The organism is Halomicrobium sp. HArcel3 (assembly GCF_058933135.1).
Genome location: NZ_JBZYDN010000007.1, coordinates 75151 through 99801, shown reverse-complemented (window position 1 = coordinate 99801; position 24651 = coordinate 75151). Strand labels below are relative to the sequence as shown.

General features: G+C 67.6%; 18 protein-coding genes. 7 read left to right on the top strand and 11 right to left on the bottom strand.

From position 1 onward, the window contains the following. The first annotated feature begins 25 nt into the window (after positions 1–25). From AC5FRV_RS16380 to AC5FRV_RS16370, 3 genes are read left to right on the top strand one after another with little or no spacing between them, the layout of a single operon-like run. Positions 26–1171 (top strand): AAA family ATPase, encoded by a 1146-nt coding sequence (locus AC5FRV_RS16380; RefSeq protein ID WP_493562163.1) that lies wholly within the window; start codon positions 26–28, stop codon positions 1169–1171. Positions 1172–1224: 53 nt separating this feature from the next. Beyond that, positions 1225–3891, top strand: coding sequence for an AAA domain-containing protein (locus AC5FRV_RS16375; RefSeq protein WP_493562162.1), 2667 nt, complete (start codon positions 1225–1227; stop codon positions 3889–3891). 40 nt (positions 3892–3931) lie between these two features. Then, positions 3932–4777 (top strand): phosphatase PAP2 family protein, encoded by an 846-nt coding sequence (locus AC5FRV_RS16370; protein ID WP_493562161.1) that lies wholly within the window; start codon positions 3932–3934, stop codon positions 4775–4777. 125 nt (positions 4778–4902) lie between these two features. Here AC5FRV_RS16370 and AC5FRV_RS16365 read toward each other — a convergent pair whose 3' ends face one another. From AC5FRV_RS16365 to AC5FRV_RS16355, 3 genes are all read right to left on the bottom strand, one after another. Then, the gene (locus AC5FRV_RS16365; RefSeq protein ID WP_493562160.1) at positions 4903–6585 is read right to left on the bottom strand and encodes a PH domain-containing protein; all 1683 of its coding nucleotides are present in this window, start codon (positions 6583–6585) and stop codon (positions 4903–4905) included. Next, positions 6582–7055: a PH domain-containing protein gene (locus AC5FRV_RS16360; RefSeq protein WP_493562159.1), complete on the bottom strand. Its 474-nt coding sequence runs from the start codon at positions 7053–7055 to the stop codon at positions 6582–6584. The genes AC5FRV_RS16365 and AC5FRV_RS16360 overlap by 4 nt, the downstream gene beginning before the upstream one ends. 90 nt (positions 7056–7145) lie before the next feature. Continuing rightward, positions 7146–9938, bottom strand: a complete 2793-nt coding sequence (locus AC5FRV_RS16355) for an ATP-dependent helicase (protein WP_493562158.1) — start codon at positions 9936–9938, stop codon at positions 7146–7148. 89 nt (positions 9939–10027) lie between these two features. Between AC5FRV_RS16355 and dapA the strand changes: the two genes are divergently transcribed. From dapA to AC5FRV_RS16340, 3 genes are all read left to right on the top strand, one after another. After that, the gene (dapA, locus tag AC5FRV_RS16350) at positions 10028–10903 is read left to right on the top strand and encodes a 4-hydroxy-tetrahydrodipicolinate synthase (protein WP_493562157.1); all 876 of its coding nucleotides are present in this window, start codon (positions 10028–10030) and stop codon (positions 10901–10903) included. Positions 10904–10984: 81 nt separating this feature from the next. After that, entirely contained in the window at positions 10985–11818 is an 834-nt protein-coding gene (locus tag AC5FRV_RS16345) for an ArsR/SmtB family transcription factor (RefSeq protein WP_493562156.1), read from the top strand. Positions 11819–12189: 371 nt separating this feature from the next. Further along, positions 12190–12969 (top strand): MBL fold metallo-hydrolase, encoded by a 780-nt coding sequence (locus tag AC5FRV_RS16340; protein WP_493562155.1) that lies wholly within the window; start codon positions 12190–12192, stop codon positions 12967–12969. Here the strand turns inward: AC5FRV_RS16340 and AC5FRV_RS16335 are convergent. From AC5FRV_RS16335 to AC5FRV_RS16300, 8 genes are all read right to left on the bottom strand, one after another. Continuing rightward, complete coding sequence (locus AC5FRV_RS16335; RefSeq protein WP_493562154.1) at positions 12954–15041, bottom strand: ATP-binding protein; 2088 nt, start codon at positions 15039–15041, stop codon at positions 12954–12956. The two genes, AC5FRV_RS16340 and AC5FRV_RS16335, sit on opposite strands and share 16 nt — an antisense overlap. Positions 15042–15208: 167 nt before the next feature. Beyond that, on the bottom strand, positions 15209–16366 hold the full coding sequence (locus AC5FRV_RS16330; protein ID WP_493562153.1) for a sensor histidine kinase: 1158 nt from the start codon (positions 16364–16366) through the stop codon (positions 15209–15211). 89 nt (positions 16367–16455) lie between these two features. Then, entirely contained in the window at positions 16456–17520 is a 1065-nt protein-coding gene (locus AC5FRV_RS16325) for an mRNA surveillance protein pelota (RefSeq protein WP_493562152.1), read from the bottom strand. Between the two features lie 52 nt (positions 17521–17572). Beyond that, positions 17573–18286: a DUF4013 domain-containing protein gene (locus AC5FRV_RS16320; RefSeq protein ID WP_493562151.1), complete on the bottom strand. Its 714-nt coding sequence runs from the start codon at positions 18284–18286 to the stop codon at positions 17573–17575. Positions 18287–18438: 152 nt separating this feature from the next. After that, complete coding sequence (gene rqcH, locus AC5FRV_RS16315; RefSeq protein ID WP_493562150.1) at positions 18439–20610, bottom strand: ribosome rescue protein RqcH; 2172 nt, start codon at positions 20608–20610, stop codon at positions 18439–18441. A 127-nt stretch (positions 20611–20737) separates the two neighbouring features. Next, positions 20738–21778, bottom strand: coding sequence for an NAD(P)/FAD-dependent oxidoreductase (locus AC5FRV_RS16310; RefSeq protein WP_493562149.1), 1041 nt, complete (start codon positions 21776–21778; stop codon positions 20738–20740). Between the two features lie 221 nt (positions 21779–21999). After that, positions 22000–23001, bottom strand: coding sequence for a linear amide C-N hydrolase (locus AC5FRV_RS16305; protein ID WP_493562148.1), 1002 nt, complete (start codon positions 22999–23001; stop codon positions 22000–22002). A gap of 277 nt (positions 23002–23278) precedes the next feature. Then, positions 23279–24001 carry an MBL fold metallo-hydrolase gene (locus AC5FRV_RS16300; RefSeq protein WP_493562147.1) on the bottom strand — a complete coding sequence of 241 codons (723 nt, stop codon included), beginning with the start codon at positions 23999–24001 and terminating at the stop codon, positions 23279–23281. Between the two features lie 101 nt (positions 24002–24102). On the opposite strand from AC5FRV_RS16300, the gene AC5FRV_RS16295 reads away from it, so the two are divergent. Then, positions 24103–24477 (top strand): DUF7994 family protein, encoded by a 375-nt coding sequence (locus tag AC5FRV_RS16295; protein ID WP_493562146.1) that lies wholly within the window; start codon positions 24103–24105, stop codon positions 24475–24477. The last annotated feature ends 174 nt before the right edge of the window (positions 24478–24651 follow it).

Below are 24651 nucleotides of genomic sequence, written 5' to 3'. Positions count from 1 at the left end.
AGTGGTCGGCATAGAGGTCGTTCGTATGACAGACGAGCTGCAGGGTCGGACGGTCGAGGCCGCCGCCGACACCTGCCTCGACGTGGTCGAACGGGTGGAAGAAGCCGCGGTGGTCGAGCGGGGGGTCCTGCTGGCTATCCTGGCCGCCGTCGTCTCGAAGGGTCACGTCCTCCTCGAAGACGTCCCCGGGACGGGCAAGACCGTCACGGCGCGGGTGTTCGCCGAGGCGCTGGGCCTGGAGTTCCAGCGCATCCAGTTCACCCCGGACCTGTTGCCCGCCGACGTCACCGGGTCGAACGTCTACGACGAGCACACGAAGGAGTTCGAGTTCTCGAAGGGGCCGGTGTTCGCCAACGTCGTGCTGGCCGACGAGATCAATCGCGCTCCCCCAAAAACGCAGGCTGCCCTGCTCGAAGCAATGGAGGAGGGGCAGGTCAGCGTCGACGGGACGACCTACGACCTCCCCGAGCCGTTCGTCGTCATCGCGACGCAGAACCCCATCGAGCAGGAGGGAACCTTCCGTCTCCCCGAGGCCCAGCGCGACCGTTTCAGCGTGAAGACCTCGTTCGGCTACCCGGACGTCGACGGGGAGATGGCCCTGCTCGACCGTCGGGCCAGTCGTCGGACGCTCTCGCCCAGCGTCGAATCGGTCGTCGACCGCGAGCGCGTCGTCGAGTTACAGGACCTGGCCGAGGACGTCCGCGTCGACGAGAAGGTCCGCCGCTACATCGTCGACGTCGCACGAGCGACGCGGAGTGACGACCGGGTCGACGTCGGCGTCTCGCCCCGCGGCGTCCAGCGCGTGTTCGAGGCCGCCCGCGCCGCGGCGCTCATCGCCGGACGGCGGTACGTCGCCCCCGACGACGTCAAGCGCCTCGCCGAGACGACGATGGCCCACCGACTCGTGCTCACGACCGAAGCGACCGTCGAGGGAGTCCAGCCTGGAGACGTGATTCGGGACGCGCTCGATGCCCTCGACGTCCCCGCAGTGTCGCCGGACGGGAGCGAGTCAGCGGACGGGAGCGAGTCGACGGACGCAGCAGCCTCTGCAGGCGACGCCGACGCGGCCCAACCGACCACGGACCAGCCCGACTCCGACGGGTCGACCGAGACCGACGGATCGCCCGGCGAGGGAGACACGTTCGCCGACAGCCCGTCCCAGGTAGATTAACGCCCCATCCGACGACCGACAGGGTTTTTCCGACCGCTCTCTTGCCTTCGCCCGTGCAATTACGCGGGGTCGTCGTGGACGTATCCGACGCCAAGACGGTGAACACCCAGTACGGCGAGAGCGACCTCTGCGAGGTGACGTTCAAACCCGAGGGCGGCGTCGCCGAACCGGTCACGGCGACGCTGTGGGGCAAGTGGGCGGAGACGGCCGACTACCTCGAACCGGGGATGGAGGTGGCCGTCTACGACCCCGAGGAGCGCGAGTACCAGGGCGAGACCCAGTACTCGGTCGGCGGCGACGCCACCCTGGTCGTGGAACCGACCTTCCTCGTCGACGTGACCGACGTCCGCTCGTGGGTGCAGTGTCCGCGGATGTACTACCTCAACAAGATCGGCGGCACCGACCACGCATACCCGGTCGTGAAAGGGACCATCGTCCACGAGGTGTTCGGCGACCTGCTCCGCGGACGCGACCTGGAGGACGCCATCGACGACCACGTCGACGACGCCGGCCTGGATCTGGGCCTGCTCGGACGGGACGCCGACGAGGTACGCCAGGAGGTCCGGGACCACGCCTCCGCCATCGAGGGGTGGCTCCAGCAGGGACTCCTCACCGAAGAAGACGAGTGGCGCTCCGAGATGACGCTCGTCTCCGAGCGATTCGGGATGAAGGGGCGGGCCGACGCCGTCCGTCGCGGGATGCCGGTCGAACTGAAGACCGGGAAGAACACCAAACGTGACCCGCGCTTCCAGGACAAGATCCAGGCCGCCTGTTACGCGCTCATCCTCGAAGAGCGAAACGGGGAGGCGCCCGACACCGGGACGCTGCTGTACACCAAGAACGCCGCCGTCGAGCGCACCGAGGAGTCGGGCGACCTCTCGCCGGCCAAGGAGTTCTCCATCAACGGCGGCCTGCTGAACTTCGTCGTCCGGACGCGCAACGAGATCGCGGCGATGGAGTACGACGCCAGCGTCCCGACGGGCTACGAGGCCGACGCCAAGTGCGAGTACTGCTTCGAGCAGGACACCTGCATGGTCGTCTCGGGCCGCCTCGACCAGGAGTCCAAGGCCGGCAAGATCGGGTCGGCGATTCCCGAGGAAGAGCGGGCGTACTTCGACCGGTTCTACCAGGCCATCGAGCAGGAGCGTCGGGCCGTCCACCGCGAGTACGCGAAGCTCTGGGACCAGACGCCCCAGGAGCGGGCCGACGACGACCGCGCGCTCGTGGACCTCGAACCGGCCGGCCAGACGCAACTCGACGACGGCCAGTGGGAACTGCGGGCGACGGGCACCAGCGCCGTCTCGAAGATCCGCGAGGGCGACCTCGCGCTGGCGAGCGACGGCGATCCGATCACGGGCGCCGCCGAACTCTGTCGGATCGAGAGACTGGACGAAGACGAGATCATCGTCAGCTCAGACGAACCGGTCGAACTCCGCCGGCTCGACGTCTACCCCTCCGAGATCGGGACCGACCGGATGCTCACGGCGCTCCACGACGCCGTGCTCACCCGCCCACCGGAACAGAAGGACGTGCTCTTCGGGCGGAGAGGGCCGGAGTTCCAACCCGTCGAGGAGACTTTCGTCGACAACAACGACGCCCAGAACGAGGCCGTCCGGCTGGCCGTCGGTGCCGAGGACTTCGCGCTCGTTCACGGCCCGCCGGGGACCGGCAAGACCTACACCCTCGCTCAGATTGTCCGGGCGTGCGTCGACCGCGGTGATACGGTCCTCCTCTCGGCCTTTACCAACCGCGCGGTCGACAACTGCCTCGAAGCGCTGGAGGACCAGGGATTCGAAGACATCGTCCGCGTCGGCACCGAGAGCGGTGTCCGCGACGACATGCAGCAGTACCGCCTCGACACCGCCGGCGACCCGGACGAGTGCGTGAGTCAACTCGAAGACGCCGCCGTCGTCGCCGCGACGACGGCCTCGTGCAGTTCGCGTATCATGCGGACCCAGGAGTTCGACACCGCCGTCGTCGACGAGGCCGGCCAGCTAACTGAGCCGGGCACGCTCGCCGCGACGGCGCGGGCCGACCGCTTCGTGCTGGTCGGCGACCACCAGCAGTTGCCACCCGTGGTCAGTTCCGAGAAGGCCAACGAGGTGCTCGGGCGCTCGCTGTTCGAGCGCCTCATCGACGAGTACCCCGACGCCAGCGTCCTGCTCGACCGCCAGTACCGGATGGCCCAGCGCATTCAGGCGTTCTCTTCGCGGGAGTTCTACGACAACCAGTTGCGCCCCGCCACCGGTGAGGTCGCCGCCCAGCGTATCGGCGACCTGCCGGACGTCGACCCCGAGTCGCTCCCCGAGAACCTCCGGGACGGCGCGGCGTTCGTCGACCCGGACGGGAGCGCCGAGGGGAACACCAACCCGACGGAGGCCGCCGAGGTCGCCCGCGTCGTCTCCGCGTATGTGGACGCCGGCCTGGATCCGGGTGACGTCGGCGTCATCGCACCCTACCGCGCCCAGGTCGCCGAAATCGGCAAGCACGTCCCGGAGGACGTCGCCGTCGACACCGTCGACCGGTTCCAGGGATCCAGCAAGGAGGTCATCATCGTCTCGTTCACCGCGACTGGGTCGCTCGACGGCCCCATCTTCGAGGACTACCGGCGGATCAACGTCGCGCTGACCCGGGCGAAGAAGGCGCTCGTCCTCGTCGGCGACGCGGACGCGCTGGCGACCGACGAGGTGTACGGCCGCATGGTCGGGTGGGCGCGCTGAATCCCGTCTGTTTAAGCCGCTCCCATCGGACAGGCCGGCTATGTACCGGCTCGAAGCACTCTCGCGGCTGATCTGGGAGTCGGTCCCGGCGGGCGCGGCGGAGCCGTTCGGGGTGATAACGGCGTTCGGGAGCGCGACGTTCCTGCTGTTCGCGCTGTCGCTCCTCTACTGGCTCGACGAGCGGCGGTCGACGGCCGCCGTGGTCAGCTACGCGCTGATCGCGCTGGCAGTCGTCATCGGGCTCAAGGCCGCGATGGGGCTCCCACGACCGCCCGAGACGGTTCGACTGATCCCCCTCGAAGCGGACCCGCACGGATTTCCGAGCGGCCACACCGTCGCGGCCGTGGTCGTCTACGGTGGCCTCCTGGCCGTCCGGGACCGCCTCGACGACCACCGGGCCGTCGTCGCCGTCGCTGTCCTCGTCGGACTCGTCGGACTCTCCAGAGTCGTCCTCGGGATGCACTACCTCGGCGACGTGGTCGTCGGGACAGCGCTCGGACTCGTCCTGCTCGCCGTCTGCGTGCGCGTCGTCGGCGACGACCCGACTCGCGGGTTCGCGCTCGCGGCGGTCGTCTCGGTCCCGGCAGTGGTCGTCACGGCGCTCGGTGCCGAGGCGTTGCTCGCCCTCGGCGGGAGCCTCGGTGGTGCGGTCGGGAGTCTCCGTCTGGACGGCCTGGCAGAACTCCAGTCTCGCTTCCACGGCGTCGTCCTGACTGCAGTCGGCGTTCCGTTCGTCTTCTTGACCGACGAACTGGCCGACGGACTCGCCGAACCGGCGCTCGTCGTATTCGCGTACGCGCTTCTCGTGGCGGGGATACTCCGCTTGCCCGCGCTCGTCCGCCGCCTCCCGCTGGACGCTGTCCGGCGAGCGTCGAAGCCGCGATAATACCGGGCATCGAACACTCGTCCGTCCGGACGCGGTGGACACGCCGTCCGGAGAACTCGTCTTTTCGAACCCGCGAACGCTCGACGAGGGGTGCGTGTTCGGGGATCCGACTCGTCCCGGCGGAGTCACCGGAGCGCGTCGGTGCTCCCGTCGCTCCCTTCGGCGCGTCGACGCTGGATGTCCTCCCCGAGACGCGTGCGAAGGGCGTCGTGGAGCGCCCGGGCCGTCGCGTCGTCCACGTCGTGGGCCGTCGCGTCGCCGCCCATCAGGCTCGAGGTGCTGGCGGTGTCGGCGGTGACGCTGGCCAGGTCGCGGTACCGCTGGAACACGCTCCGGCTTCCGATGACCGTCTGGACGCGGTAGTAGGGGACCGCCCGCGTCGTCCGGGTCCAGAATCCGCTGCGGGCGACGAAGACGTCGTCTGTCGTCGCGTGTCCGCGGTGCTTCCACGTGAGGTGGCCGGCGACTGGTGCGAGGACCAGCAGCGCCAGCGGCGCGTACCACCAGCCGACGCCGAGCAGCAACCGGTCGACGAGGAGGAGGACGGCCGTGAGCGCGAGCGGCAGGAGCGCGAACCTGACGACGTATCGCCGGCGCGCGCGTCGGGGTGGCCGCTCGACCGCCGGCGTCTCGAACTCCCCGAGCGATTCGGCCAGCGCGGTGACGGTCGCTCTGTCGTCGAGTGGGATGGCCGTGTTCGACGCCTGTCCGTCGTTCGCGCCGGGCCCGTAGCCCGCCGTCTCCACGGAGAGGCCGGCGTAGCCGAGCGCCCGCATCGGCGCCGTCTCCTTTATCGACACCGTCTGTATCTTCTCGACGGGGATCGACCCGCTGTAGCGGTTGAGAAAGCCCCGCTCGTAGCGGAGTTCGTCGCCGACGCGCCTGAGCCGGAAGTCGTAGAACTCGATCATCGTGAGGACGGCACTCACTACCAGCGTGGCGAGGGCGAACTCGACGAGCGTCACAGCCGCGACGATGGCGAGTTCGGTCGGCGAGTAAGTCGGCAGCAGTTCGAAGGCCACCGTCTCGGGACCGCCGAGGGCCGCGGTCGTCGCGGACAGGACGGCGAGGGCCAGGTCGCCGAAGAAGGGCGTCCCGACGACGACGAGAACCGGCGCGCCCGGTTTCGCCGTCATCGCACCGAGCCGGAGCAAGTCGGCGTGGTCGAGGCGGTAGAGATCTTCTTCCTCCGGCGAGCGTCGCCGGGCCGTCGTCGCCCCGTCGCTCGATGCGTCACCGGCCACGCCACCGCCGGCCGCTCTGTCGCCACCTGTCTCGACAGCGCCTGCTCTGTCGGCGCCGGCCGATGCCGTCGACGGCGCCGATTCGCCGTCCTCGCTGATGGTTCCGCTGGCTTCGTCCATCGCCTCGCGACCGTGGGCAGCGACGAACTCCTGGAGTCGTCGCGCCTCCGCCAGGTCGACGGCGTTCAGGACCGCCTCCGTCGAGCCGCCGCCCGCCGTCTCGAAGTTGACGACGGCGAGGCCGAGCGCCCGCTGGATCAGGTTCCGGCTGACGTCGACGTTCTGGACCCGACCGAGGGGAATCTCTCGTTCTTGGCGGTTGAACACGCCCGACGAGACGGCGAGGGTGTCGCCGGCCGTCTCGTAGGTGAATCGTAGATAGCGGGCGACGCCGTAGGCGGCGCCGCCGAGCAGGCCCGCGCCGCCGAGCGCGAACGTGACCCAGAACGGGGCGAGTCCCAGCGGCCCTGTCAACATCACGCCGAGGAAGAACCCGGTGCTTCCGAACTGGAAGGCCGTCCCGATCACCCGCTGGACGGCGCTGAGGGGGTGGAGTCGCCTCATACCGCGTCGGACCCCTCGCTCTCGATGGCGAGGTCGCGCAGGCGTTCGCGCAGTCGATTCGCCCGCTCCGGCGTGAGGCCGGGGATCGAGATGTCCGCGCCGCGGGTCCCGGCCGTGTAGACGACGAGACTCGACAGGCCGACCAGACGCTCGACGGGGCCTCGCTGGGTGTCGACGTGCTGGACGCGGACGTAGGGGACGGCGGTCTCGACCTCGGTGACGACGCCTCTGACGAGGTACAGCGCGTCGTCCTGTATCTCGAAGCGCCAGCTCCGGTAGTACAGCAGCGCGTGGACAGCGCCGAGGAGAGTGGCGGCGACCCATATCGCCGCGACGAGTGCGGTACTCACGGTGAAGAACCGCTCGGGGACCACCCGACCGACGACGAACGCGACGACGGCCAGCACCGTGGCGGTCAGGAGGGCGCGACCGATCCACAGCAGCCGGACCCGCGAGTGAGGGCGTTCCATGGGCCGAACGGCGCAGGGGAGGTCAAAAAGGGTTGTCGTCGGTCGCGGCGGATCGGCCGGTTTGCGGGCAGCCGTCCGGTCGCTCATACCTCACTCGCTCTCGACTGGCGGGCTCTGTCCGGCGCTTCCATCGCCGTCTATCTCGTCGAGGACGCGGCGGTGGAACTCCTGCAGGACGGCCGACTCGTCCTCGGCGAGGACGACGTCCGTCGCGGCCAGCGTCGCCAGACCGAACGCGCGGGGCGAGGGCGAGTCGACGCGGACCGTCTCGACCGAGAGGTCGCCGCGCTGGATGGCGCCGGTCACCTCCTCGATGCCGGCGACGTTGAGTTTGTCCTCCAGGATTTCGCGGTAGGTCTCCTCGATGACGGCGAACTCCTCCAGGTCCTCCGCGAAGCTCAGCAGCATCTCGGAGCTGACCTGCTGCTCGGCGGCCGATTTCTCGTAGCCCTTGTACCGCTTGAGGATCATCAGCGAGCGCGTCGCGTTGATACGGAAGTACCGCTGGAGGAGGTCCGTTCCCTGGAGCGCTCGCCGGAGGTCGTTTCTCACGTCGTCCGGTTCGATGTCGGTGAGCAGTCCCTCCACGCCGACCTTCCGGTTGAGCGGCATCGAGAGGGTGAACCCGTTGTCCGCGACGGCGACCTTGACGTTGGCGCTGGTAGCCTGGGCGACGCGGTAGGCCAGCAGGCGCGAGAAACCGTCGTTGAACCGCCGGCCGTAGCCCGAGTGGACGTAGTAGTGCCGTTCGTACTCGTCGTGGTCCAGTGCCTCCTCGACGACGAGGCGCTCGTCCGTCGACAGCGAGTTCGATCCCGCGTAGGCGACCTGCTCGGAGAGCATCCGCGTGATAGCGCGGACGCTGTTCTCGTCCAGTGGGTGCTCCCGGAGCCAGTGTCTGATCGCCGGCGGCCCGCCCTGGCCCAGTTTGTCGAGGAACTCTCGCTGGAACTGGAGTATCTCCTGGCCCAGGTCGTACGAGAGCGGGAGACGCTCGGAGAACCACGAGGGGACCGTGGGGCGGGCGCTCGTCCGGTCGACGTACACTTTCGATCCGCGGCGGTAGCTGTACTGGAAGTGGTCACCGCCGAGGACGAAGACGTCGCCCTTCTCCAGCGTGTCGAGGTACTCCTCGTCGAGCTGACCGACCCAGTCGTCGCCGCTCCGGGTGTAGACGTCGCAGGTGAACGAGTCCGGGATGGTGCCGATGTTGGTCATGTAGATGACCCGGGCGAGCCGGCCACGCTTGCCGATCAGCGGCTCGCCGACGGGGAACTGGTCGTAGTGGTGCTCGCCGTCGGGCGCGTCGTTCTCGTCGCGCCATATCTTGGCGTAGACGTTCTTGTCCTCCATCCCGGCGTAGTCGGCCGTCAGGTAGCGCAGCAACTGCTCCCAGTCGGCGTCGTCGTAGTTCCGGTAGGGATACGCGCGCTGAAGGGTCGCTTTGACGTCTTCTTCGCGGCGGACGTCGTTGATCGCCATCCCGTAGACGTGCTGGGCGGCGACGTCCTGTGCGTTCTCGGGGACGAACACTCTGTCGACGAACCCCTCGTGAGCCTTCTTGAGCATCACCGCACACTCGATCAGTTCGTCGCGGTCCAGCGCGACGACCCTGCCCGTGACCGTCTGGCCGAGCTGGTGACCGGCGCGGCCGATACGCTGGAGGAGGGACGCCACGGACTTCGGGGAACCGACCTGCACGACGAGGTCGATGTGGGGCATGTCGATGCCGAGTTCCAGGCTCGTCGAGGTGGTCACCACGTCGAGGCTCCCTTCCTTCAGTTGCTCCTCTATCTCCTGGCGCCGGTCCTTCGAGAGGCTGCCGTGGTGGCAGCCGGAGTTCTCCTCGTCGTAGGCGTCGTAGTCCTCTCGTAGGTTGTGCAGGACGCGCTCGGCGCCCGAGCGCGTGTTGGTGAAGACGAGCGTGTTCGTGTGGCGCTGGATCAGGTCGTGAAGCTGGCCGTAGAACCGACCCTGGACGACGTCGCGGGGCGTGTTGATGAGGTCGTCCGTCGGACAGGTCAGCTCCACGTCGAACTCGCGGGCGAAACGGGCGTCGACGATCTCGTAGTCGCGCGGCTCGCGTGTCACTTCGTTCCCGCTCGTATTCTGCGAGGTCTCCTCCTGGTCGACCTCGCAGCCCACCAGATACTCCGCCATCGTCGACAGCGGCTCGACCGTCGCCGAACAGCCGATGCGGGTCGGCGAACCGTGGGCCATCTCCTCCAGCCGTTCCAGCGACACCGAGAGGTGCGTACCGCGCTTGTTCTCGGCGAGACTGTGGATTTCGTCGACGACGACGTACTCCACCGTCCGGAGTTTCTCGCGGAACTTCGGACTGTTGAGCAGGATGGCGAGCGTCTCCGGCGTCGTGTTGAGGATGTGGGGCGTCGTCTCCAGCATCTTGCTGCGCTCTGCATCGCTCGTGTCGCCGTGGCGGATGGCGTGGCGTAGCTCGACGTCCTCGCCACGCTCGTCGAGTTTCTCAGTGATGCCGGCGAGGGGCACCTCCAGATTCCGGTGGATGTCGTTGGCCAGGGACTTCAGCGGCGAGACGTAGAGGCAGTAGACGCTGTTTTCGAGTTCTTCCTCCCGGGCCTTGCAGAATAGCTCGTTGATGATGCCGGTAAAGCTGGCGAGCGTCTTTCCCGACCCCGTCGGCGCGGCGATGAGGGCGTTCTCCCGCTCGTGGATGAGCGGGATGGCTTCCTTCTGGGGCGGCGTGAAGAAGCCGCCGTTGTCGGGGACGAACTCGCCGAATTGCTCGGACCACCACTCTTGGACCACCGGCTCCAGCAGTTCGAGCACGTCCGCGTCGTCGATGGCGACGTCACTGGGATCGAAAGTTGGTTCGACCGCTGCGAGTCGCTCTCGTCCGCCCATCTGCTCTATCCGAGGGGCCGCGCAGTCAAGTGGGTTTGGTCCCCGGAGTGAAAGTGAAACCATATGCGGGTAGCCCCGCAACCGCTCCCATGACCGATTCCTTCGATCTGCGCTGTCCGGTCGTGACGCCGATGAACGAGACCGGATCCGTCGACCTCGACGGCCTCGAAACGCTCGTCGACCACCTCGTGGATTCCGGCGTCGACGGCCTGGTGCCCTGCGGGACGACGGGCGAGTTCTCGGCGCTCACCGACGAGGAGCGTCGCGCCGTCGTCGAGACGACCGTCGACGCCGCCGACGATCGGGTCCCGGTGATGGCCGGCGTCGGGGGAACCGCCGTCGGCGAGGTTCGCCGGCACATTACGGAAGCGGCGGCGGTCGGCGCGGACTCGGTGCTCGTCGTCCCCCCGTACTTCGGCGGCCAGTCGTCGGCCGACGGTAACGCGGCGTTCTTCCGGGCCGTCCTCGACGACTCCCCGCTGCCGGCGTACCTGTACAACATCCCCCAGACCGTTGGACAGGCGCTCCAGGTCGACGCCGTCGCCGAACTCGCCGACCACGAGTCGGTCGTCGGTATCAAGGACTCTGGCGGCGACCTCACGTACTTCGGGGACCTCCTGCGGCGGACCCCCGACGACTTCGAGGTCTACCAGGGCTGGGACGCCGCGTACCTGCCGTCGCTGGCGATGGGCGCCGACGGCGGGATCAACGCCCTCTCTCACGTCTCCCCTGACGCGTTCCACGAGGTGGCCGAGGCGGTGACCGAGGGCGACCTGGAACGCGCTCGCCGCCACCAGCGCGAGACCATCGATCCCGCCTTCGAGTTCTGCCGGGACCACGGGTTCGCCCCGTCGGTGAAGGCCGCGCTGGCCCACCGCGACCGCATCGACTCCCGGACCGTTCGGCCGCCCCAGGAGTCGCTGGACAGTCAGGCGCTCGACGAACTCGGGGCCGTCCTCGACTGACCGGGACCGCCACCCGCGAAAGGTCAAATCGTGACTGAGCGTCCACGAGATACTTAACGGCGGACGTTCCTCTACTGCTGTATGTCGCTGTTGCCCTCGCGAGGTCCTGACGTCAGCACGGCCCAGGAGGGCGAGATGGAGGTGGTCGGCGTCGACGAGGACGTCGACGGCGTGCTCGACGCCCTCGCCTCCGACACCGCCCGGGCCGTGCTGAACGCGATCTACGACGACCCCGGGACCCCCTCCGAGATAGCCGACCGGCTCGACATGTCGATCCAGAAGGTCTCCTACCACCTGGAGAAACTGGAAGACGAGGAACTCATCGCCGTCGCCGGCACCCGCTACTCCGAGAAGGGCCAGGAGATGAACGTGTACGAGCCGCCGGAGGACCCCCTGGTGCTGTTCGTCGGAACCCGCGAGCGCAAGGACTCGCTGCGGACGATGATCAAGCGGTTGCTGCCGACGGTCGGTATCCTCGCCCTTGCGAGCGTCGCCGTCCAGCGATTCCTCGGCCGTGACGGCGGCGGTGGAGTAGTGTCGCTGTCGTCGGGGGCAGGCGGGGCCGACTCCGGGGACGGTGGTGACCCCGACGTCGAATTCAGTGGTGCCGAGGACCAGGCCGCGACCCAGACCGAGGCGGCCACGTCGACACTCACGGAATCGGGGGCCGACACTGGCGACGGCGGCGGGAACTTCACTATCGAGAGCGCCGACACGACCGAAACCGCGACTCAAACCGTGACCGAGGCGCCGACACAGACGCCCGTCGGCGAGTCGCTCGACACCACCACGCAAGTGACCGAAGCCGTCGCCGGAAGCGCCGGCATCTCGCCTGGTGTGGCCTTCTTCCTCGGTGGCCTGCTCGTCGTCGCACTACTGGTCGGCTGGTGGGGCTACCAGACGTACGGCCGCTGACGGCCGCCGAACCGCTGCCACTCTGGCGTCTCTCGACCGGGCTGCCACTCTGTCGTCGCTCGGCTGGACTTCCTCTCGACGTTCTCGACTGGACTGCCTCTCGACGTTCTCGACCGGACCGTCTTTCGACGTGCCCCGCTATCGGTCGCTAAAAATCCGTTTTGAGTCTTGCGCGGTGTTTTGATATGCCGGTGTGTACACTGAATCGCGCCACCGTGGGCCCTCCCCCAGACCCAGACTGCCCGCTGGGTCTGTCGGCCGCTGACACCGCGGCCCGCGGCCGGCCACCTGCGCCCGTCGACGGCGTGGGTCCCTGAGTACGGTTCCCGCTGACGCCAACTGCTTTGGCCCTCCCACGAGTCGGTCCCCGTATGCGCGTCACGTTTCTCGGCACTGGTTCCGCGATGCCAACTGGCCACCGCTTCCAGACGGGTCTCCTCGTCGAGTCCGGCGACCACAGCCTGCTCGTCGACTGCGGCAGCGGCGTCCTCCACGCGCTCGAACGGACGGAGACGGGCTACGAGGGCGTCGACGCCGTCCTCCTGACGCACCACCACCTCGACCACGTCTCGGACCTGGACGTTCTGCTCAAGGCTCGCTGGCTGGCCGGGGCGACGGAACTGACCGTCGCCGGACCGCCCGGGACTGGGGAGTTCGTCGAGGGGCTGTTCGACCTCCACGGGTACATGCAGGGCCGCCTCGATCTGACGGTCCGCGACGTCGAGAACTCGTTCTCCCTCGCCGGGTTCGACGTGGACTCGATGGAGGTTCGCCACTCGATGCAGTGTTTCGCGTACCGGTTCGTGGGCGGCGACGGTGGCCCGCCGTTCGTCTTCAGCGGCGACACGGAGGCGTTTCCCGAACTGGTCGAGTTCGCGGACGGGTCGGCGGTGCTGGCCCACGACTGCTCGTTCCCCGACGACGTCGACGTGTCGAACCACCCGACGCCGTCCCAGCTCGGCGGGGCCCTGGCCGCGGCCGACGCAGACCTGGGTCGCGTGTACCTGACCCACCTCTATCCGCATACGGAGGGCCGTCACGAGGAGATGCTGGACTCCGTGGGCGACCACTACGACGGGGACGTGCGCTTCGCCGAGGACGGGCTCTCCGTAACCCTCGACGAGGCCGACGGCGCTCACTCCAGTTCGTAGGCCCTGACCGTCGAGAACCTCGCTTCGCACGGGTCGCCGGGGACGGCGCTTGAGACGGCGAGGCCGGGACGCACCGGGTCCGCGAGCGCGACCCGCCGCTGGTCGAGGGCCACCCAGTCCGTCCCGTCGACGGAGACGGAGCAGGTGAGTGTCTCGCCCGTGCGTTCCAGGCGGAACCACTCGTGGCGCTCGTCGTCGACCAGCATCGTCTGCGCGACGTCGCCACCGGGCTCGGGCCGGTAGACGAGTTCCGTCTGCCCGCCGACAGTGCGGCCGACGTACCCGAACGCGGCTGTCTCGCCGAGACCGTCTCCGATCCACAGGCCGGCGCTGCTCCGGTCGTGGACGTGGTCGACGGTCCGCAGTCGCGCCTGGATCCGGACCGAGCCGTCCGTCACGGCGTGAGCGACGTAGAACGACCGTGGTCCAGTCTCCGCGGCCGTGTCACCCCGGAGCGTCCACGTATCGGAACTCGGGTCGTAATCCGCGCTCCCAGCGACCTCGCCGCCGGAGACGGCCGATTCCTCGGTGAGTCGAATGCTGGGGCCGGTCTGGTGTTCGCTCTCGGGCTCCGTAACGACGAGGGCGTCGCGAAACTCGAATCGGGCGCCGCCGTCGGCGCTCTCGGTTATCCGTATCGACCAGCCGTTCCGCTCGGCGACCTCCGCGACCAGTGCGAGGCCGGTTCCGCTCCCGTCCTCGGCCGTCGTGTACCCCCGCTGGAGGACCTTCTCCCGCTCCGACGGCGGGATGCCGGGCCCGTCGTCGCTCACGTAGAACCCGTCGTCGAGGGCGCCGACCCGGACGGTGACGTCGGCGCCGCCGTGAATCACGGCGTCCTCCTGAGCGTGCGAAGGGGGGCTCGTGGAGCTATGCTCCACGGCGTCGTCACGAGTCGCAGACGAGTGACGGCTTGTCGAACTATGTTCGACAGCGTTCCTGAGGAGGTTCTCGAGCAACGGCCGCAGTTCCCGTGCGGGTGCCCTGATGCGCGTGGGTTCGGGCATCTCCACGACCAGATCGGCGTCCTCGGTCGCGACGAACGACCAGAGCTGTCGGGCGACGAACGGGACCTCGACGTACTCCCCGCCTCCGGCCCGCGGCGGCTGGCGGGCGAGATGATCCAGGTCGGTGAGCATCTCGTCGACGCGGTCGAGGGCCGCCGCGGCCGTGTCGAGGGCGGCCTCGTCCCCGTGCTCTCTTCCCATCTCCAGGTGGCCGCTGGCGAGGTTGAGGGGGTTCTGCAGGTCGTGACTGATGTAGCTCGCGAACTGTTCGAGGCGGTCGCGCAACTGTTCGGCGCGGCGTTCCTTCTCCTTGAGGTCCGTGACGTCCATCGCGACGCCGATCAGTCCCTTGTTCGACCCGTCGTCGGCTGGCCAGGGAACCTTGCTGACGCGCGTCCAGTGTCGGTTCCCCGGCGGGCCGGACGCCTCGTCCTGCTGGTGTATCGAAACTCCCTGCTCGACGACGCGCATGTCGTCGGCGTAGAACTCGGCGGCGGCCTCCGGGTCGTAGCTGTACACCTCGCGGTCGGTCTTGCCGACGATGGCGTCCTGGTCGGCGCCGCCCGGGACGTCCGTCATTCGCAGGTGTCGGCCCGCCTCGTCCTTGACGAAGACGGGGATCTCGAGCTCAGAGGTGAACGCCCGCAGCATGTCGCTCTCTTCGGCGGTCACGCGCTTGCGGTAGTAGCGCTCTCGCGACTCCTCGAGTACCTCTCGCAGTGTCGACTCGGCGACCGGGCGCGGGAGGTACGTCGTGGACTCGAACCGCGAGAGGCGACTGAGCAGCTCTCGGTCGGCCTCGGGAGCGAGGTACACGACCGGCAGCAGGTCGTCCCGTTCGGCGAGTTCAGCCCGGAAGGGGGCGACGTCGGGCACGCTCTCGTCGAGGACGACGCAGCCGATATCGTCGTGGTCCTCGAACGTGTCCAGCGCGTCGCCGGGGTCTGGTTCGTGTTGGACGGCGGTATCGGACGCGTCGGCGAGCGCCGTTCGAATCGTCGCTACCGTCTCCACGTTCTCGCTGACGACGAGGACGGACGACGGTTGCTGGAGTATGACGTTCATCGGAACGCGGGCTGGCGGATGCTACGCACAACGGCACGCGTCTCGGTATTAACTCTTGTTACACGGCCTGGCCCCGGAGAATAATCTCCCGACCGCCCCCGAACCGCGTTTCTGGACGCGCCGCTCACCATCGATCCCCGTTCAGTCCGACCGTCACTGGTCCCCGTTCAGACCCGCTCTAATCGCACGCGGAACGCCGCCCCACCCAGGTCGCTGTCCCCGACGCTGACGCCGCCGCCGTAGGATTCGGTGAGCGCGCGGACGAAGCCCAGCCCGAACCCGGTCCCCGTGCTCTCGGAGCCCTTGGCGCCCATCGCGAAGACGTCGTCGCGAACTCCGTCGGGGATGCCGCTCCCGTCGTCGTCGACGCTCACGACCACGTCACTGGGGCCGGTCTCGTCGACGGACACTCGAACGGTCACCGGCCCGTCGTTGTGGACGGCCGCGTTCGAGAGGAGGTTACTGAACACCGATTCGAGCAGTTCGCCGCCGTAGGTTCGGTACTCGCATGTTGCCGGGTCGAACTCGACGGTGAGGTCGTCGAACTGCGACCGATTGTCCTCGACGACTTTCGTGAGGATGGCCCGCAGGTTCCGCGGTTCGGGTTCGTCCTGCGCTTCGAGCGTCGAGACGAGATCGCCGACGCGGTCGATGAGGTCGGCCGAACTCTCTGCCGCTCGGTGGATTCGCTCGGCGTGCTCGCGAGCCTCGCCGTCGAGGTCGGAGACGAGCGCGTCCGAGAACCCCGTGATGACCTGGAGGTCGTTGCCCAGGTCGTGGCGCAACAGCCGGTCGTACAGTTCGATCATCTCCTTGCGGCTCTCCAGGTCCTGGTGGGCCCGCTGGAGGTGCTCCCGGGACCGGATGTTGCTGATCGCCGTCGCCGCGTGAGACGCGAGGATGCCCATCGGCCGGACGTGCGCGTCGCCGAACGCTTCGTGGGAGGTCGACCGCATCACGAGGACTGCGGTCACCTCGTCGACTATCTGCGCCGGCACTGCCATCGCCGCCGTCACGCCGGAGTCGGGGTCGACGCGTGCCGCCGCACCGTCGCGGACGACGGTCTCGCGGCTTTCGAAGGCCTCGACGGCCATCTCGCCAGCTTCGTCCCCGGGCGAGAGACTGGGGTTCGTGCTGTGGCTCACGCGGAGGGCACGATCGTCTACCTCGACGAAGGTGGAGTGGGCGGTGCCGAACAGGAGCGTCATCGCTTCCAGGGTGAGCGAGACGACTTCTTCGACTGTCTCACACCGGTTGAGCGCCTGGCCGTACTTGTTGAGGTCGGCTACCTGGCTCGCGAAGTCCGCCTGTTCCTCGAATGTCATGTGGTGACGTGGCCCTCCTGAAAGCCCGAATTACCTGAACGAAGCTGTACCGGTAAAAAACGGTTTCGCCGCCGGTATCAGAAACTGAACTACTCGATGCGGTAGCGCAACAGCGCGGCGATGCCGCCGAGGTTCGCGAGTTGCTGCCCGGGGTCGAACTCGCCGGAGAAGACGATTACCTCCCCGCCCTTCTGTTCGGTCGTCTCGATTATCTCGTCGACGTCGACGTCCCACTCCGCCGCCGAGCGCTCGCGCCGGAGGTGTTCGTCGAGGACCAGCAGCTCCTCGATGGCGCCGAAGTCGGCCGCTTCGGCGACGGACTCGGGGCCGTAGGCCACCTTGGCCCCCTCGGCGATGCGCTTCGTCAGTTCGTCTATCTTGTCCGCCTCCTCCGCGATGCGAGTCTCGGCCTGGACCTCCTCGACGGCGCCGCGCTTGAGCACCTCGTGGACGCCGCGGTCGCCGACGCCGCTGGTGTCGACGACGCTCATCTTCTCCGCGACTTCTGGCGCCTCGTCCTGGATGTAGTCGAGCGCGTCCTGTTTGGTGAAGCCCGGCCCAGCCAGGATGTAGGCGTCGACGTCCTGCCGGCGGAGCACGTCGGTCAGTTCGGCGAACAGTTCGTCGCGCGGGCGAGCGTAGTCGCCCTTGCCGGTCGTCGCCGTGATGGTCGCCCGCTCCTCGGTCCCATACTGGGCGACGGTGTGGAGGTGGGCTTCGCCCTCTTCGACGGTGGCGATGGCGACGTCGGGGTTCTCCGTCGCCTCGACGGCGTCCTGCAGGCGCTCCTCCTGGTCGGGCTTCCACCACTTCTCGACCTCAATCTCGGTGTTCGGTTCGACGTTGAGCGTGTGGTGAAAGCCGAGCTGGTCCTCCCGGGAGCAGCCCACGAGCTCGCCGCTGACCCGCAGGCGGTTGGCGAACTTCGCGAACTCGACGTCCTCGACGCGGAGCGCGACCCACATGTGCTCGCGCTCCCCGCCGGTGTCGCGCATCTGGTCGTCGTTGCGCTGGATGCGCCGGGTGGTGTCCCCCGAGACGGTGTCGCCGGGTTCGAGAACGTAGGTGAGGTGCCAGAGGTCGTCGAGCGTCTCCGGCACGAGCTCGACGCGCTCACGACCCTGCTCCGTCTGCTCCCGGCCCTGGATACGCATATGGTGTCACTTCCGGTTCGCAAAACAAGTGTGCTGTTATTCGGGCCGGGACCTACGCGGCCGACTCGTCGATGGCCACCTCTTCGCGCTCAGCCACGACGGGCAGGTCGCTGATCCCCTCGCCGATGGCGTAGGCGGCCGCGATGGTGCCGTAGTAGACGACGAAGGCGCCCAGGATGGCGCCGATCCCGGTCGCGGACAGGGCGCCGCTGATAGCCGAAGCGACCAGCGTCACCGCGAAGGCGACGACCCAGGCGACCGCGAAGCCGCGGTGGCCGCCGATGGACCGGAGCTCCCGGAGCGAGAACGCCGAGCCGAGGCGGTCGGTCCGGGCGAACGCCGCGATGGCGGCGGGCACGAGGTACGCGAACGCGAGCGCGACGACCATCGAGAGCAGGAACACCACCAGGCCGACCAGGAAGCCGAGGGCCGCCAGGCCGCCGCTGGGTTCACCGCCGTTCGACGCGACTACCGGCACGAACCAGCTGAACACCGCGAAGGCGACCAGAGCGGCCGGGATCAGCGAGTAGACGACCGAGATGACGAACACCTTCAGGCCGTCGACGAACAGCGTCCCCCAGTCTTCCCAGGCCGGCGGTTCCGCGACGTCGCCCCTGCTCACGCGCCGGATGACTTCGAGCCCGTAGCCGAGCACGAAGAACATCGGCAGGAGGAACACGCCGAGGAGGGTAAGGATACCTCCGATTGCGACGTTCTTCACGTTGTCTGCTCCCTTCCACGGATAGCGAATGGCTTCTTCGAACATTGTGTGTCTCCGTTAACTCCGGGAGGCCGTCACCGACCGCGGTGGCGCTGCTGCCGACCAGTAATTAACGTCTAGTGATAGGTACGGTGAGGAGATAAAGCTAGCTGGTCGGTGCCAGCCGTGACGACGTCTCTGTCGCCGCCACTACCTGCTCACTCCACGGACCGACTACCGCCCGGTGGCAGGAATTCCTGGATGCGGTCCGGGCTGGCGACCTTGCGCACGAAGGAGTCGTCCGCGAAGCGGGTCTTGAACTCCCGGTAGAGGCGCTTGGCGATGTCGTTCTGTGCGAACTGTCCGGGTTCGACCCGGATGGTCGTCTCGGCCTTGGGAACGATGGCGGGTGTCGGGCCACCGATTACCTGCGTCTCGTCCTCGCAGGTGATGCCCACGGAGACGTCCACCTCCTGGTCGCGGAAGTACGTGCGGTCGCCGCGGACGGCGAAGCCGCCCTTCTCCAGATACTCGCCGCTCTCGGGCGTCTTCGACACCTGGTCGGGGTCGACCATGTACACGTCGCCGGCGTGTTTCCCGTCCTTCCAGACCGACGAGTAGGAGACGGCGAACGTGGCCGCCTGGTCGAGGCTGGTATCTGGGAGGTCGACGTCCTTCGCCGCCTCGCTCGGCCCGGTGGCCTTGAGCACGGTGATCGGTCCGCCGTGGGCCTGGGCGTGGAACACCTTGTCCCCGTTGTCGAGGTACTTCTTGACGAGTTCTTCGTTCTGGTCGGCGTTGCGACCGCCGATGACGAGGAAGCCGTCGCTGGTGTGGAACCAGCGGAACCGCTCGTACCACTGCTCGGTCTGGCGGACCGGGATGGAGTTCATGCCGAGCCAGTCGACGTCTTCGGCCTCCTCGTCCCCGTCGTCTCCGTCGCCTGCGCCGTTCTCCTCCCCCTGGTCTTCGGCTTCCCAGCGGTCCCGGCGCGCTTTGGCGTCCTCCAGGTCCTCGCGCGTGTCCTCGATGGCCGCCTGGGCGCCCTCCTTCTTCCCCTCGACGCGTTTGGCCTCCTGGTAGAGCAGGTCGGCGTTCTTCTCGACGCCCATCGACGCGTCCACGGTGACGCGGGTGTCGTCTATCTGGAGGGTGACCGTCCCCTCGCTGCCGTCGAGGCCGACGACGGCCTCGGCTTCGGGGATGCCCTGCTCTTTCCCCGCCTCGAACTTCGCTTCGATGTCCTCCCACGGGACGTCCTCGTCGCGCGCGCCCTGGACGGTCGAGAGGATCTCGGCGACCAGATCGTAGCGAGCGTACAGCAGTTCGGCCTTCTCGCGCTCGGCGTCTGCCTGGGCCTCGAAGTCGTCGATGGCCTCCTGCTGCTGGCGGATGATGTGCTCGTACTTGTTGATCTCCGCCTCGAAGTCGGGCCGGTCGCGCCCGCCGCCACCGCTCTCGGCCGCGTCGCTCTCGAAGTTGTAGAAGTAGTCGTCCAGCGCCGCGGTGAACGTGTCGAAGGCCTCGCTTCGGAGGTGGGAGTACTCCTCCAGCGAGATGGGCGTCGCGTCGACGCGCCGGCCGCTGTCGTCGTCGTTATCCTCGTCGGCGTCGCCCTCGTCGCCGTCCTCGTCGTCCGTCTCGTAGTAGACTCGCGGGTCGAGATCCGACTCCCGCAACTGCGTCGCGAGCCCGTCGACGGCGTCGTACAGCGCCTCGAACTCCTCCTCGGTGGTGTCCTCGATGGCCTGGTTGTACTCGACGCCGGCCCGACTGCAGAGTTCCTCGCCGTAGAGCCCTCCGAAGTTGAGTTGCGTCGCGAGCGTCCGCACCACGTCGGCGTCGGACTGCTTCAGCCGGGCGACGAACCCCTCGTAGTCCACCGTCAGGGGGTTGAACCGCGCCGACGGGAACTCGTAGGTCGCGCCCGGGGCGACGGTCCGGGACTTGAGCCGGATCGTTTCGAGGCAGTCGACGACCTCGCCGTGTTCGTCCAGCACGGCGACGTTACCGTCGCCGAACAGTTCCGCGACGACGGTCGTCGAGTTGTCCTCGCGCTCGAAGTGGAACTGGATGATGCGGTCGAACTCGAACTGTTCGACGCCGACGAGGTCCGCGCCCGAGAGCCGATTTCGGAGCATCATCGCGAAGTTCGGCGGCCGGCCCGGCGCGTCGGGGACGTGCTGCTGTGCGACGACGTGGGCGCGCTTCGTCTCGCCGACCTCTATCAGCAGTTCGACCCGCCCCTCGTCGTAGTCCCGCAGCTTCAGGCGGAGGAGTTCGTCGTCCTCGTAGAGGTAGGCCTTGTCGAGTTTGGCCCCCTCGTACCGTCGCAACTCGCCGACCAGCGCCGCGAGGTCGACGCTCGTCAGCTCCCGCTTCTGGTCCATGGTTGGTGGTACGGTGCGCGACGCAAAACCGCTTCGAACCCGGCTCATAGTGGTGGTTGTAACTTTATACCGGCGTTCGACGTGGCCAGTGCCGTCGAACGCCGGTACGGGCTTACAACCACCACTATCAGAAGTGGTCCGCGACCGCGTCGCCGGTCTCCAGGCCGCTCCGGACCGCCGCGTGGAGTCGTGCGTCGCCCGCGACCCAGTCGCCCGCGAAAAAGAGGTCGTGCTCGGTGGCGTCGTCGAGCGCGCCCACGGCCGGCCCGCCGTTCGGCAGCGCGTAGCGCCAGTGCTGGTGATCCGTCCAGTCGGGCGTGTCGAGGCGCTCGTCGTCCAGCAGCGAGGCGGTCTTCTCCGCCGCGGCGTCGACGATCGAGGGTGCCGGCTGGTGGTAGTACTCGGCCGACCAGTCGGGCGCCATCTGGACGAGCAAGAGGCTCTCGCCGTCGGGGACGTGACCGGTCTTGCACTCCTCCCGGGCGACCCAGCCGACGTCGTGACCCTCCCCTTCGCCTTCGTTCACGAGCGCGTAGTAGGGCACGTCGAGTTCGAAGGGGTAGTGGAGGACGATCGAGATGACCGTCCGGAACGGGACCTGGGCGATGGACTTCCGGAGGTCGCGACAGTCGCCGTGCTCCCACTCCGCTTGCCCGAGCAGGTCCGCCGTCTGTGGCGCTGGCGGCGTCAGGACGAGCGCGTCGAACGTCCCGCGGTCGTCCCCCTCGTCGTCGACCACGCGCCACGTCTCGTCGTCGCGTACGAGCGTCTCGACCTGCGTGTGGCGGTGGACGCTTGCGTCCGTCGCCGCGAACAGACGCTTTGCGAGTTGCGTCAGCCCAGACTCGTAGGTCCACATGTGGTCGTTCGTCTCCTCGCCCTCGCTGACCTTCCCGTCGTCGTCGAAGGTCCACACCGGCTCGGTCACGTCGACCAGCCCGTCGGTCGACAGTTCCTCCGTGACGAGTTCGCTCACCCGCTCGTCGTCGCTCTTCAGGTAGTTCGCCCCGTATTCGTAGGTACAGCCGCTGGCCCGACGGGTGGCGGCCCGTCCGCAGACGCCGCCGCTCTTCTCGAACACCGTCACGTCGACCGGGGCATCGCGCAACGCGTACGCCGCGGCGGCGCCCGCCGCTCCGGCGCCGACGACGGCCACCGTGGAACTCATGTGCCCGACGACGGCCGGGTCACACTAAAATACCCCTTCTATCGAACGTTCGGCGACTGCCCCGCTTCTCGCGATGTGTTCGTCCCGCCGCTCCACTGAGGTCTGTCCGTTCATCACCGTCGTTGCAGTGAACGCGCCGGTACACTACCGAGCGCGAGGCCGTCACGGCTCTGGCGGGCAACGACCGCCGACGGCCTGGGAGAGCAAGGACCCGAGATCGGCTAGGAACACCCCGATGGTGCGGAAACGCCGAGAAACTCGAACGGTTCCGTCTCGACGAATTCGTCGGCGACGTCACCGGCGAACACGTTCGCCTGATCCTCACCGAGCGACAGCCGTCGGACTCCCGAATCCGCGCCGAAGTCGACCCCATCGAGCTCCAACCAGAAGACGTTCGGCGAAAGCGCCGACTCGAAGTAGTAGCGTCGGTCTCGATGATCGGCGACCGTGCGCCAGCGCGTCGAGGAGATATTCGGTTCGGCCGGTGTACTGATGCCGTACGGGACGGAGACGTTACGGATCACGCCGAAGACGCTCGCCGTCGCTTTTCGGCGCTCTCGCGTCTGCGGAATTGCGTCCACGTAGAAACTCGCTCGGGCGAATCGGTCTGCCGGGCGATTCGTCCCCGGTAACATGACTGTGCCACCGATCTCCGACCAGTACTCGTCGAGTGCGAGTTGCTGGTCGAACACGGGGGAGTTCGTCATCACCTGATACTCTCGGCCGTGGTGGATCGTCAACTCGCCATCGACGTACTCGATGACGGCGCTGTCACCCGTGGCGTCCGACATGGAGAGGTGCAAGGTGGCAAGCCTGCCTTCGTCCGGGATTTCCTCGGAGACGACGACGAACTCCTCTTCGCGGTGGTTCTCGACCGCTTGGGCGACCGTTGCGAAGTTGTCGAGGACGTACTGTGCCCACAGAGAGATCGACAATCCGGGCGTGTCACCGGTCCATTCGGGATAGTCGGATTCGCTGAGCCAGAGGACGTTCGCGACCAGACCAGCCTCGTTCATTCCGTCGGTCGTCGCGATGTCGTACGCGGAAGCGATGACACTGCCGTACTCGCTGGTCCACTCTATCGAGGCTGGACCGACGCTGCCGGTTCGCGTTATTCCCTCCGGAAATACCCAGAGGTTGGTCCCGATCTCGCTGTGCCAGTCCATCGACCGAGCGGTGAGCACGACGTCCTCGGGTCCGAGATACACCAGTCGGGTGCACATCTACGGACTCCCTCCCGTCTCTCGAAAGTTATGGATTTCCAACACGTCTCGTGGTACGTCGACCGGGAAAATAAGAATAATTTAGTAATAGTTACATTTCAGGAGAGTAGCGCCGTCTCCCGAATTTGGAACCGAATTCGACGAGTTGACCGCCTGCGCGGTCAGCGTATTCCACACGATTCGGTCGTGATCTCGTGCGAGCGTTTGTTTTATCGGAACGACGGGCTGCGTTCCGGTTCGGCACCGAGCGGGCGACGGTTCCACTTCCCGGTTCCAGTCACAGTCGTTCAGCCAGCGCGAGCAAGGCATCGTCGCCACCAGATAGAATCGGTTCGCCGTGGGCCATCGCCGCGATGTCGAACGGGCCCGATCGCTCAGAGAGGTCACGAATGCTCTCCCGTAGTTCTCGCATATCGTACGAATCGAGCCAAAACGGCGGGGTGAGCGCACCGTCGTCCTCCCAGACAAGGTCGCCGAGCAGCGCGACGCCGCTGTCGTGGACGTAGACGGCATGTCCGGGGTTGTGTCCCGGCGTCAGGTAGACCGTGAACTTTCCGACCCGGTCGCCGTCGTCGACGGGCCGGACGTCCATCTCGTCGGGGAGCGGAAACAGCCGACGCGTCACGCGGTGGAACAGGCCCTTGTGATGGGCCCACTGGGGGTGGGCGTCGTGCTCGAGGAGGTCGTAGTCCGGCCGGCCGAGGTAGACCGGGCCGTCGAACTCGGGAAGGAGGCGCTTCAGCCCACCGACGTGGTCCAGGTCGTAGTGGGTGATCAGAACTCTGTCCAGATCACCGACGGCGTAGCCCGCGTCGGCGAGTTCGTCACGGACTGAGGGGCGGTTCCACCAGAGGCCGACGTCGACGAGCGTCAGGTCGCCGTCGGTCTCGGACTCGTCGGTCGCCATCTCCCCGTCGTCGACGAGAAAGGAGTTGGAGGCGAACGGCGGGATCAGTCCCAGGTCCAGGTACCAGACGCCGTCCGCCAACTTCCGTGCCATTGCGACGTGTCTACCGTGTCCACGCTGAAAACCTCCGCGTCTGCTGTAGTGGACCGCCCGGACCGAAAGGTTCTGGTGTGAACCGTCTGTCACTCTGAACGATGGAATCGACCGGCCAGACCGCGATAGGGACGTTCATCGTCGCAGGTTCGGCGGTGATGGTCGCCGTCTCGCTCGTCGCCGGAGACGGTTTTATCGGAATCCTTCCGTTTCTCGGCGACGCACTCGCTGGCGTGCTGTTCATACTCGCCGGAATCGGGCGCGCGATAGACGCGGCCGGCCGAACGATAGCGCGGCCGCAACTCGTCGGTGCGGCGTGCGTCGTCATCGGCGTCTCTTTCGCTCCGTTCGCCGTCCATGCACTCGACGGCGGCGTCGCGAGTCGTGCTTGGGGGGTCGCGGCCGGTGCCGGCGCCGCGACGATGGTCTGGGTCGGCGTGAGTTTCCTGACCGGTCGGATAGAACCGGCTGCGTAGTCGTCGACGCTACCCCATAGTTACTTGCTCACGTGCGGCCCAGGTCTCACTTTTTCTTCATCAGGTATCCTTGCCGGCCAGCGGCTGGCTGCGGGCACCGCTCTCTACTCACGGGCGTGGTGGGCTCGTTCGCAGGGTCAGCGTGACCGATTGCCCCGCCCGACCCGAAAATCT